Source organism: Pseudomonas sp. GT1P32 (genome assembly GCF_054897805.1).
In genome coordinates, this window is the sequence record NZ_CM142704.1 from 3,733,629 (window position 1) to 3,746,063 (window position 12,435).

Below are 12,435 nucleotides of genomic sequence, written 5' to 3' on the forward strand. Positions count from 1 at the left end.
TGAGGACGTCAGTTTCTCAAGCTTCCATCAGTAAAAAAACGATCCTCTACAGTTCGTCATGACCAGGCAACGCAGGTTTCCAGTCTGCGCTAACGAGCCCGCGCCGGCGCCAGTAATTATCAGTGTCCACTACTTCAAGCCGGCCGACGCTGGCAAGTCTGGCGAGGTAAGCAGCGACCCCGTCCTTTGCCTCCTCGCTGAAAAAGTCGGTTTCCTGCGACGAGAAGCTGGGGGTGAATTTGAACAGAGCCCCGCCTCGCCCGGTGAAATAGCAGCTACCGCCGGAGGCACCGCTCTTTTTCACGACATCCCTGCTGAACCACAAATCGGCCAGGGCCAGGTTGTCCAGCAGCAGTTGATCAGACGCACTGGGGTCCTTCACGAACAGGTTGAAGCGTTTGTAGAACTGATGAACAGCCACCCATTTGAAATCCTGCGGAAAAACCGGCAATGGCAACGGCTGCACGCCTGGTACCGCGACCGGGGCAATCGGTCCTCCCGGCCCTGAGTAAAACAGTGCGGTGGCAGCGCCACTGTCGAGGTCGTCCTCAAGCGGCTCGACAGCAACGAACGAAGAAGATGCCTGGTGAATCAGGACGCCTCCAAGATATTGCTGGCCGACGTACTCGCCAATCAGTCTTTGGGCGGAGCGCGCAGCATCATCGGCATGCGCAAATACCGGCCCGAGGGCAAAGCGGTTATCCGGCGCCCATCTCACCAGTCCGATGCCGGTTTTGACACCCTTGGCATCCACCCTGAACGGCGACCAGAAAGTGCTGCGCACCACGGCCTGCAACTCACCATTCGCAATCACTTTGCGCAAATACTCGAACAGCGTTTCGTGACCTGATTGCAGCACCTTTCCGTAGGCGACCGCGGCCTGTAACTGGGTCCACTCTCGTGCGCCGGCCTTGGGTTTGTATCGCAACAAGGCACCATCAGCACAAGACACAAAGACGTTGAGAAAAGTAGTCACTGCCCCCGTGCGCACACGGACAGCGTCCAACCCGTACATCAGATCCCGAGGCGAGATGAAACTCTGATTCAAGTCGTGCGGCAGTTGCCCTGTCCCGGTCGACGGACACAGATAGACTCCCTCAACGCGGTACCCCAAGGGTAACAGCCCATCGGGGAATACCTTCTCGATGGCGAGATTTCCTCGCCGCCCGTCGATCGGCAACGTCGTCACATACAGCTCGGCGTTCAGCGACTTGAGCACGAACCCGAACCTCAATCCGGTTCGAGCGCCCACCGCACGGTGGACATGTCGTACGGCATCGTTCAATTGCGTGAAGACCGGACTGAGCGCCGGATCAGCAAAGGCCGACCGATGCACTTGCGATGGGCCGCCCTCGAAATAAGCGCTCCATGCTGACAACTGCCTGACCTTGCCCCACAGCCGGCTACCCTTGATCACTTGCAACTTGCCGGCTCTTGCAACCTGATTGACGTACTCACTCGGGGTTAGCGTGCCATTGCGCATTTGCAGTTCTATCGGGGTATGTCTGCGCTGCAATTGACTGGGGGGTGCCAATGATCGCGCGAGTAGCTTTTCGGCAGCACTGGCGCTGAGGGTGTAGCTGATCAGGCTGCCATCCAGCCCCAGCAAATATTCCCTGCCGGGCGATAGAGACGGCGAAAGCGCGGAGCCCCTCAGGATTGCCGACATGAAGTCGGTGGAAAACATACTGAGGTACACGTCCCGTTCGCGGTTCGACAGCGCGAAAACCGGTTCGACCCGCACTCGAGAATGGTAGCGGGCGACAACCGTGCTTCCAGCCAGAATTAACCCCTGTCCGGTCAATTCGTCCAGACGGATCCAGCTGGCGGGAAAGTTTTCGACCTCGACAGCCACCGGTAACGTCGCAACAAACAAGCCATCGAGCCGACGCAGCACCAGGCCACCATAGATCCGCTCACGCCGCGAGTCCAACTGCGTCATCGCATAGCGCACTGCGTCATCCTGCGACACAAAGACCGGGCTGAGCGCTCGTCGCTGGATCTGCGCGTAGGGTTTCCAATCCGCACCGACAATGCCCGCCTCGTCCCACAGCTCACTGGTACGCAGCACTTTCAGCTCTCCGGCCTTGGCGACCATTTGAATGACGTTGGCATAGGGTGGCGTTTCCTTGCCCAGGACCGACATCAGTTGCTGCACACCTTGGGTGTCGAATTGTGTTGAAGAGGCCGAGTACTGATACCGCAACAGCGCCCCATCCAGTGTCGCGATAAAAATATTCAGGTCCTGAAAATGCGTCAGTCGTTGCGTACCCTTATCGTCGTAGATCGCTGCCGCCAGATTGCTGATGGAAGAAAAATGCCGGGCAAACCAGGCATCCGCTGTCGATAACCCTTTAGGCACCCAGCTTGCCGAGTAGTAAAGACCGAGGGTCCGGAACTCGTCGACCAAAACGGGAGCACCAAAGTCACTCGACTGGTTCAATACCCCCAGGCGCCCGACAGGCACCGTTTCGGTCGCCACGTACTCATCGCGATCCTTGTGCTTGAGAATGAATCCCCAACCTGCCGCAGCCGTGCGGTAGTCGAGCCTGGCGCGATGACGGGCGTTCAGTACGGCGTCTTCGGCGCTGGTAAAAATCGCCCCGAGCAACGGAGGGGAAACGCCTGCGGGAGTTGACTCATTACCCAGCACCGTTCCTCGCGGTCCCCACACATCATTGCCGGCTACCACACGCAATCGGCCGGTTCCGGCCAGTTCGTCGACAACGGCATCGGGGGCCAGTGTGTCGGCCTTCAGCGCCCGGTCGATCAGGGTGGAGCCATCGGCGAGTAGGGCAACTCGCTCTTGTATTTTGTTACGGGCGGCCACTTTCGATAGATCGGGACTGTAAACCAGCAGGCTGTCAGGCGAACCCGAGAGGTAAAAATCGACAACATGCGCGCTCTCGTCGAGCACCGAGCGAATGTCTTCGGTGGTGAACATTTGCGCCTGCGTCAATTGCTCTTGTTCGTCGGCACGCACAATGGCGCTTGAGTCGGCTTGCCAGCGCGAAGCGTACAGCCCATGAAACGAGTATCCCTCGAGCAACATGATCGGTGCGCCGGTGGCATCGAGGGGGCAAAGCCTGTCCAGCACAAACCGTGGTTCTGTGGAAAAAACCGGTTCTGTGGCAACGAAGCGTTTGTTTTTATCCTGCAAGATCATCCCGGCGAAACCTTGTTCACGCCGGCTGCCGATGTACTCGTGCGCAAAACGTGCGGCATCGTCCGCCATGAGAAAGGCGGGACTCAAACGCCTCGACCTGGCATAGGGTTGCCAGTCGGCGCCAACGTCCCCGACAACATCCCACAACTGACTGTCCTTCAGCACTGTCAGCTTGCCGCCTGCGGCCACCTGCTTGACGTAGTCTGCTGGCTTGAGCGTGCCAGCCTTCAGTCGAGCGTTGAGATCCGCGCTGTCCTCCAACGGAGCTTCACGGATGTGCGCCGAGGGGCGGTACTGCAACACGGCACCATCCCGGGTTCTGGTGTACACGGCCAGGTAGTCAGGGTATTCCTGCCGATAGACATCCCATAGCGAAAATTTGATTCCCGCTGCCAACTCATCCGGTGAAATAAAGTGCTCATAAAGCCAAGGATCGCTGGCACTCTGCGCGCCATCACTGTGCGACAGGAAATAGACGCCATGCAGGTCGAAATCGAGCAACCTCTCCAGCTTGTGATCATGTCTCCTCGGAAAGGTATTGAACAATTCTGTGGCCACATTCAGTTGGCTGGAGAGAACCGGATAGGTAGCCATGCATTCCGAACTTCCGGCAGACGTGACGACAAAACCCAGATACACACTGCCGGAGGTTGTGGATACGCTCGTTGCCGCGGCTTCGATGGCCTTGTCCACTCGATCGGACACGGCACAAAAAAAAGGCTGTGAGACGGGCCGGTTGTGTCCCAAGGCTGTGCCGAGAGTCCAGTTCGCTGACACGTTTCCTCGTACACCGCCCCACTGATCGTTAGGCACCAGTACACTAAGGGTGCCTGTCCCGGCAATTTTCTGAATCAATTCTTCGGTATAGGAGAACTGCCCGAAAATCGTGAGCTCAAGCTCAAAGAACTTTTTCTCCGCCGCCCCCTTGGTGGACTCGTACTTGATCAGCGAACCGTCGGGCCCCGAGAGGTAGTGACACTGGCCATACGCGCTCGGGTCTTGCATATGCTTCAGGATATGATCATTCGGAAAGAAACTGAGTACTAACTTGACCTGCCCGTCCGTAAAGTTCGGATGAATTCGCCGGACTTGAGCGTGATTGGCCCAACGAGACAAGTAATACGCCACTCCGCGGTACCCCACGGGAGCAAACAGCTCTTCGTTAATCCCTGTAGATAGAATGGTACTGAAATCGTAAAGCCCCGTCGTTCCAGCCACCGGCACTGTGGGCTGAAATTTTCCGTCTTCACCCTGCACGATCACGCCGCCGTAAGCCCTGTCACGGCGCGCGCCGATCTGCCGGTGTGCCCAATAGGCTGCATCATCGGCGCTTATGAATTTCGGTCCCAGTGCGGGAAATTTCACCGGTTCTCTGGGAATTGAAGGTGTATTGCCAAAGGTGCTATCCATGCGCTGCTCACTTGATTGCGAAACCACGATGATCAAGATTTCGCAGCACAGCAGGTGGTACATAGTTATCGCCTGTCAGGTTTTGGCACTGAACACCCTCGGCACCAATGCTGCGCACGCAGACGCACCCGCCTTGCAAACAGGCCCCAGTCTGGTGCGCGCTCCGCCCCACCAAAGGCTCTATCACGAGATTTACCGGCCTTTACCGAACAGGCACACCCCTTGCTAAAGACCCTTCAGTAGTCCGCATCTGCCAACCAAGAAAACTCATAAGTTCATGGAGATCGCACAATGAAGCGTCGCAGCTTGATCAAGGCTTTTACACTCACGGCAAGCATTGCCGCGATGGGCATGACCTGGACTGTCCAGGCCGCCGAGACCATCAAGGTCGGTATTCTGCATTCGTTGTCCGGCACCATGGCGATCTCCGAAACGTCCCTCAAAGACATGGCGTTGATGACCATCGACGAGATCAACGCCAAGGGCGGCGTGAACGGCAAGATGCTGGAACCGGTGGTGGTCGACCCGGCGTCGAACTGGCCGCTGTTCGCGGAAAAGGGCCGTCAGCTGCTGACCCAGGACAAGGTCGCCGTGGTGTTCGGTTGCTGGACCTCGGTGTCGCGTAAATCGGTGCTGCCGGTATTCGAAGAGCTCAACGGTCTGCTGTTCTACCCGGTGCAATACGAAGGCGAAGAAATGTCGCCGAACGTGTTCTACACCGGCGCCGCGCCGAACCAACAGGCGATCCCCGCAGTCGAGTACCTGATGAGCGAAGAAGGCGGCGCCGCCAAGCGTTACTTCCTGCTCGGCACCGACTACGTCTACCCGCGCACCACCAACAAGATCCTGCGTTCGTTCCTGCATTCCAAAGGCGTGGCCGACAAGGACATCGAAGAGGTCTACACCCCGTTCGGTCACAGCGACTATCAAACCATCGTCGCCAACATCAAGAAATTCTCGGCCGGTGGCAAGACTGCGGTCATCTCCACGGTCAATGGCGACTCCAACGTGCCGTTCTATAAAGAACTGGCCAACCAGGGCCTGAAAGCCACCGACGTCCCGGTCGTGGCGTTCTCGGTCGGCGAAGAAGAACTGCGCGGCATCGACACCAAACCGCTGGTGGGCAACCTCGCTGCGTGGAACTACTTTGAGTCGGTGGAGAACCCGGCGAACAAGAAATTCGTCGCCGACTGGAAAGCCTATGCGAAGAAACACAACCTGCCGGGCGCCGACAAAGCGGTGACCAACGACCCGATGGAAGCCACCTACGTCGGCATCCACATGTGGGCGCAAGCAGCGGAAAAAGCCAAGTCCACCGACGTCGACAAAGTCCGCGAAGCCCTCGCTGGCCAGACCTTTGCCGCGCCGTCCGGCTACACCCTGACCATGGACAAGACCAACCACCACCTGCACAAGCCGGTGATGATCGGCGAGATCCAGGCAGACGGTCAGTTCAACGTGGTGTGGCAGACCGAAGGCCCGATCCGTGCCCAGCCGTGGAGCCCGTTCATTCCTGGCAACGACAAGAAGCCGGAGTATGCGGTGAAGAGCAACTAAGCCACTGGATGTCGGGTTCGCCCCCGACACAACACCTGTAGGAGCCAGCTTGCTGGCGATGGCGGCCTGTCAGGCGCCGATGTGTTGAATGTGCCGACGCCATCGCCGGCAAGCCGGCTCCTACAGGGTCCGCGTATCACCAGGACATTTGATATGCCCACTGCCCTTTACCGCTTCATTCTCGCCCTCGCATTTTTATTGCCGATGGCCGCGCATGCCAGCGACGCCGAAGACTTCGTCGCCGCCAACCCTGTGCAGCAAGCAAAACTGCTGGAATCCTGGGCCGCGCAGCCCGATCCGGTTCGTGTCGAGCTGATCAACGCCCTGCAACAAGGCGAGTTGACGGTCGACGGCCAACCGAAAACCTTGCGCCTGAACAATCGCCTGCGGGGTCTGATCGACACCGCACTGGCCAGCCATCAATTGCTCGCCGCCGACGCCAAAACCCGTCTGGCCGCCGCGCAGCAATTGCAGAAAAGCGCAAAACCGGCGCAGCTGAAATTCCTCGACCAGCAACTGGCTGGCGAACACGACGAAAACGTTCACGCCGCGCTCAGCCTTGCATTGGCCAACCTGCAACTGGTGGACACCGATCCGGCCGTGCGCCTTGCCGCTGTGCGCCTGCTCGGTGAAACCGGCGATCCACTGGCTCGCACTCGTCTGGAGAGTTTACTGGAACCGGGTGTTGAAGCCGACGCCAATGTGCGCACGGCTGCCGAAACCAGCTTGGCCCAAGTCAAACGCAAACTGCTGATCGGCGAGATGCTCGGCCAGGCCTTCAGCGGCATGTCCCTCGGTTCGATCCTGCTGCTTGCGGCACTCGGGCTGGCGATCACTTTCGGCCTGCTTGGCGTGATCAACATGGCCCATGGCGAGATGCTGATGCTCGGCGCCTACTCGACTTACGTTGTGCAGTTGCTGTTCCAGCGCTTTGCCCCGCAAGCCATCGAGTTCTATCCATTGATCGCGTTGCCGGTGGCGTTTTTCGTCACGGCCGCGATTGGCATGGCGCTGGAACGCACGGTAATTCGTCACCTCTACGGCCGCCCACTGGAGACCCTGCTCGCCACGTGGGGCATCAGCCTGATGCTGATCCAGCTTGTCCGATTGGTGTTCGGCGCGCAGAACGTCGAAGTCGCCAACCCTGCGTGGTTGTCGGGCGGGATCCAGGTGTTGCCGAACCTGGTGCTGCCGTACAACCGCATCGTGATCATCGCCTTCGCTCTGTTCGTGGTGGTGCTGACCTGGCTGCTGCTGAACAAGACACGCCTGGGACTGAACGTGCGCGCCGTCACCCAGAACCGCAACATGGCCGCCTGCTGCGGCGTGCCCACCGGGCGTGTGGACATGCTCGCCTTCGGCCTCGGCTCGGGCATCGCCGGCCTCGGCGGCGTGGCGCTGAGTCAGATCGGCAACGTCGGCCCGGACCTCGGCCAGAGCTACATCATCGACTCGTTCCTGGTGGTGGTGCTCGGCGGCGTCGGTCAACTGGCCGGCAGCGTGCTCGCCGCGTTCGGGCTGGGCATCGCCAACAAGATTCTCGAACCGCAGATCGGCGCCGTACTCGGCAAGATCCTGATCCTCGCGCTGATCATTCTGTTCATCCAGAAACGTCCGCAAGGCCTCTTCGCACTGAAAGGACGGGTGATCGACTGATGAACCAGCCCCTGATGCTCACGGCCAGCCAAAAGGCCGGCCCCAAAGTCACGATTGCCGTCGGTGCGGTGATCCTTGTTTTGCTGTTGACGTTACCGCTGCTGTCGCTGTTGTCGCCAGACAGCACGTTTCACGTCTCGGCCTACACGCTGACGTTGGTGGGCAAGATTCTTTGCTACGCCATCGTCGCCCTCGCCCTCGATCTGGTCTGGGGTTACGCCGGCCTGTTGTCCCTCGGTCACGGTCTGTTCTTCGCCCTTGGCGGTTATGCGATGGGCATGTACCTGATGCGCCAGGCGTCGGGTGATGCCTTGCCGGCGTTCATGACCTTCCTGTCGTGGACCGAATTGCCGTGGTACTGGACCGGCACCAGCAGCTTCCTCTGGTCGATGTGCCTGGTGGTGTTGGCGCCGGGTTTGCTGGCGTTAGTGTTCGGCTTCTTTGCCTTCCGTTCGCGGATCAAAGGCGTGTATTTCTCGATCATGACCCAGGCCCTGACCTTCGCCGGGATGCTCCTGTTTTTCCGCAACGAAACCGGGTTTGGCGGCAATAACGGCTTCACCAATTTCCGCACCATTCTTGGCTTTGGCATCACCGAACCGGGGACGCGCGCGGTGTTGTTTTTCGCCACGGTGCTGTTGCTGGTGGCGAGCCTGTTTATCGGCTGGCGCCTGGCGCAAAGCAAATTCGGTCGAGTGCTGACAGCACTGCGTGATGCCGAAAACCGCCTTATGTTCTGCGGCTACGATCCACGGGGTTTCAAGCTGTTTGTCTGGGTCTTGAGCGCAGTGCTGTGCGGTCTCGCGGGCGCGCTGTACGTGCCGCAAGTCGGCATCATCAACCCGAGCGAAATGTCGCCGACCAATTCCATCGAAGCTGCCGTCTGGGTCGCGCTCGGCGGCCGCGGCACGCTGATCGGCCCGTTGCTGGGCGCCGGTGTGGTCAACGGCATGAAGAGCTGGTTCACCGTGGCGTTCCCCGAATACTGGCTGTTCTTCCTCGGCGCGCTGTTCATCGTCGTGACCTTGTACCTGCCCAAAGGCGTGATCGGCCTGCTGAAGAAAAGGGGTGACCAATGAGAGTGACTGCGACGGCTGAATTCATGCTCGAACCGGCCTTTTATCCACCGCAGCCGAACAAGGACGCCGGCACCAGCCGCGACGCCATCGGCCTCGGGCAACGCGTCGGCCCCGGCCTGAATACCCGCCACGGCACCATCCTGACCCTGGAAGACATTAGCGTCAGCTTCGATGGTTTCAAGGCGCTGAACGATTTGAACCTGTACATCGGCGTCGGCGAATTGCGCTGCATCATCGGTCCAAACGGCGCGGGCAAGACCACGCTGATGGACGTGATCACCGGCAAGACGCGCCCCAGCCATGGCAAAGCCTGGTTCGGTGAAACCCTCGATCTGACGCAGATGAGCGAGGTGCAAATTGCTCAGGCCGGCATCGGTCGCAAGTTCCAGAAGCCGACGGTGTTTGAAGCGTTGAGCGTGTTTGAAAACCTTGAACTGGCGCAGAAAACCGACAAATCGGTGTGGGCCAGCCTGCGGGCTCGCCTGAGTGGCGAACAGAAAGATCGTATCAGCGAAGTGCTGGAAACCATTCGCCTGACCACCTCGGTCAATCGCCCGGCAGGCTTGTTGTCCCACGGGCAGAAGCAGTTCCTGGAGATCGGCATGTTGTTGATGCAAGACCCGCAATTGCTGCTGCTCGACGAACCCGTGGCGGGCATGACCGATGCCGAAACCGAATTCACTGCCGAGCTGTTCAAGAGCCTGGCGGGCAAGCATTCGCTGATGGTGGTGGAACACGACATGGGGTTTGTCGGCTCGATTGCCGACCACGTCACCGTGCTGCACCAGGGCAGCGTGCTGGCCGAAGGGTCGCTGGAGCAGGTGCAGGATAACGAGCGGGTGATCGAGGTGTACCTCGGTCGCTGATTGTGGCTTTTCGCTTATTTGCTTTTTGTAGGAGCGAGGCTTGCCCGCGAAGCTTTTGGCGGCCTTGAGGTCCCCTTCGCGGGCAAGCCTCGCTCCTACAGGGATTGAGGAGATTTCAGAAATGCTGCAAGTCCAGAAGCTGCACCAGTACTACGGCGGTAGCCACATCCTGCGCGGCCTGACGTTTGACGTGAAGGTCGGTGAAGTCACCTGCCTGCTCGGGCGCAACGGCGTCGGTAAAACCACCTTGCTCAAATGCCTGATGGGTTTGCTGCCGGCCAAAGAAGGCGCGGTGAACTGGGAAGGCAAACCGATCACCACGTTCAAACCGCACCAGCGGGTGCATGCCGGGATCGCTTACGTGCCTCAGGGCCGCGAGATTTTCGGTCGGCTGACGGTGGAGGAAAATCTGCTGATGGGTCTGTCGCGGTTTCCAGGCAGCGAAGCGAAAGAAGTCCCGGCGTTCATCTACGAGCTGTTCCCGGTGTTGCTGCAAATGAAGCAACGACGCGGCGGTGACCTGTCCGGTGGCCAACAGCAGCAACTGGCAATCGGCCGGGCGCTGGCCAGCCGCCCTCGGTTGCTGATCCTCGACGAGCCGACCGAGGGCATCCAGCCGTCGGTGATCAAGGAGATCGGCGCCGTAATCAAGAAGCTTGCGGCACGCGGCGACATGGCGATTCTGCTGGTTGAGCAGTTCTACGATTTTGCCGCTGAACTGGCCGATCAATACCTGGTGATGTCCCGTGGCGAGATCGTGCAGCAGGGTCGCGGCGAAAATATGGAAGCCGAGGGTGTGCGTGGCTTGGTTACGATCTAATCTGTAGCGTCCTAACGATAATTAGACATCATGAATTTACCTGCCCACACAACGCTGTTCACGCCTAGCTGGCACGCCGAGCTGGAACTGGGCTATGCCCGATTCGGCGACACCACGCGCCCGGTTCAGCGTCGGCATATGGGGCCGCTACGGGTGCAAAAGCACTTGTATGCCGAAGGCCCCGAGGTGTGCCAGCACATCATTGTTCACCCGCCGGGCGGGATTGCCGGTGGGGATCGACTGGACATTTCGGCGTCCGTCGGGCGCGATGCGTGGGCACAAATCACCAGCCCCGGCGCGGCCAAGTGGTATCGCGCGGCAGGACCGGCTTATCAGACACTTGATCTGAAAGTGGCCGCCGGTGCGACCCTCGAATGGTTGCCACAAGAGACGATTATCTTCAGCGCCGCTCAAGCCGAACTGCGCACCTCCATTGATCTGGAAGGCGATGCGCGGTTGTTTTACTGGGATGTGGTGGCGCTAGGTCGTCCGGCCAGTGGCGAGCGCTTTGACCTCGGGCATTTTCAGGCGCAGCTGGATATCCGCCGCGACGGCCAGTTGCTCTGGCACGAACGCCAGCGCATTGTCGGGGATGACGGTTTGCTTGATTCGCCGATTGGCCTGGATGGGCAACCGGTGTTTGCGACGTTGTTGGTGACGGGGGAGATTGACAGTGAACTGCTGGAAACCTGTCGCTCGCTGCCCAATGACGTGCGCGGGGATTTGACCCAGTTGCCGGGTCTTTTGGTGGCTCGCTGCCTGGCCAGCGAGGCGCTGTTGGCGCGAGGCTGGTTGATTGATTTGTGGCGATTGCTCAGGCCTGCGTTGTTAGGCCGCGAAGCGGTCCAACCCAGAATATGGAGCACCTGAACACCGATCCTTGTAGGAGCCGGCTTGCCGGCGATAGCGGTGGATCAGTCGACATATTTATCGACTGAAAGGACGCCATCGCCGGCAAGCCGGCTCCTACAGGGTTATGTATTTACAGATCTGAATACCTTTTTAATCTGCCGATTATGGATTCCAAACGATGGACCTGACCCCACGCGAAAAAGACAAGCTGCTGATCTTCACCGCCGGCCTCGTGGCCGAGCGGCGTTTGGCGCGCGGCGTGAAACTCAACTACCCGGAAGCCATGGCCTACATCTCCGCAGCGCTGCTCGAAGGCGCGCGTGACGGCCAGACCGTGGCCGAGCTGATGCACTTCGGCACCACCCTGCTCAGCCGCGAACAAGTGATGGAAGGCATCCCGGAAATGATCCCGGAGATCCAGGTCGAAGCCACCTTCCCCGACGGCACCAAACTGGTCACCGTCCACCAACCCATCGCCTGAGGCCGCGCCATGACTTACCACATTCGCGATGCGGTGCACGCCGATCTGCCGGCAATCCGCGACATCTACAACGACGCTGTGCTCAACACCACGGCGATCTGGAACGAACAGGCCGTTGACCTCGGCAACCGCCAGGCCTGGTTCAGCGCCCGGCAAGCTCAGGGCTATCCGATCCTGGTGATCGTCGACGGCGACCACAGCGTACTCGGCTACGCTTCATTTGGTGACTGGCGACCGTTCGATGGTTTCCGCCACACCGTCGAGCACTCGGTCTACGTACGCAGCGATCAACGCGGCAATGGACTGGGTCCGCAATTGATGGACGTGTTGATCGAGCGAGCCAAAGGCTGCGACAAGCATGTGATGGTCGCCGCCATCGAAAGCGGCAATGCCGCTTCCATCCGCCTGCATGAACGCGTCGGCTTCGTGACCACCGGGCAGATGCCGCAGGTGGGCACCAAGTTCGGCCGCTGGCTGGACCTGACCTTCATGCAACTGACCCTCAATCCTGGCGCTGAACCACCGCCCGCCAGCAAGGAGTAATACCC

General features: G+C 59.6%; 9 protein-coding genes. 8 read left to right on the plus strand and 1 reads right to left on the minus strand.

Annotated features, from left to right (window positions below; genetic code table 11):
• Positions 1-46: 46 nt before the first annotated feature.
• Positions 47-4,639: a hypothetical protein gene (locus ACYZUC_RS17185; RefSeq protein ID WP_461989422.1), complete on the minus strand. Its 4,593-nt coding sequence runs from the start codon at positions 4,637-4,639 to the stop codon at positions 47-49.
• Positions 4,640-4,867: 228 nt separating this feature from the next.
• Here ACYZUC_RS17185 and urtA point away from each other — a divergent pair, with 228 nt between their 5' ends.
• The 8 genes from urtA (at position 4,868) to ACYZUC_RS17225 (ending at position 12,430) form a co-directional block, all read left to right on the plus strand.
• Positions 4,868-6,133, plus strand: coding sequence for an urea ABC transporter substrate-binding protein (gene urtA, locus ACYZUC_RS17190; protein ID WP_008031211.1), 1,266 nt, complete (start codon positions 4,868-4,870; stop codon positions 6,131-6,133).
• A gap of 153 nt (positions 6,134-6,286) precedes the next feature.
• On the plus strand, positions 6,287-7,789 hold the full coding sequence (urtB, locus tag ACYZUC_RS17195) for an urea ABC transporter permease subunit UrtB (protein WP_461989423.1): 1,503 nt from the start codon (positions 6,287-6,289) through the stop codon (positions 7,787-7,789).
• Positions 7,789-8,868, plus strand: coding sequence for an urea ABC transporter permease subunit UrtC (gene urtC / locus ACYZUC_RS17200; protein WP_461989424.1), 1,080 nt, complete (start codon positions 7,789-7,791; stop codon positions 8,866-8,868). Before urtB ends, urtC begins: the two co-directional genes overlap by 1 nt.
• On the plus strand, positions 8,865-9,734 hold the full coding sequence (gene urtD, locus ACYZUC_RS17205; protein ID WP_008038696.1) for an urea ABC transporter ATP-binding protein UrtD: 870 nt from the start codon (positions 8,865-8,867) through the stop codon (positions 9,732-9,734). The genes urtC and urtD overlap by 4 nt, the downstream gene beginning before the upstream one ends.
• A gap of 121 nt (positions 9,735-9,855) precedes the next feature.
• Entirely contained in the window at positions 9,856-10,554 is a 699-nt protein-coding gene (urtE, locus tag ACYZUC_RS17210; RefSeq protein ID WP_461989425.1) for an urea ABC transporter ATP-binding subunit UrtE, read from the plus strand.
• Positions 10,555-10,584: 30 nt separating this feature from the next.
• Positions 10,585-11,424, plus strand: coding sequence for an urease accessory protein UreD (locus ACYZUC_RS17215; RefSeq protein ID WP_461989426.1), 840 nt, complete (start codon positions 10,585-10,587; stop codon positions 11,422-11,424).
• A gap of 160 nt (positions 11,425-11,584) precedes the next feature.
• Positions 11,585-11,887, plus strand: a complete 303-nt coding sequence (ureA, locus tag ACYZUC_RS17220; RefSeq protein ID WP_007907366.1) for an urease subunit gamma — start codon at positions 11,585-11,587, stop codon at positions 11,885-11,887.
• Between the two features lie 9 nt (positions 11,888-11,896).
• Positions 11,897-12,430, plus strand: a complete 534-nt coding sequence (locus tag ACYZUC_RS17225; protein ID WP_461989427.1) for a GNAT family N-acetyltransferase — start codon at positions 11,897-11,899, stop codon at positions 12,428-12,430.
• Positions 12,431-12,435 lie beyond the last annotated feature (5 nt).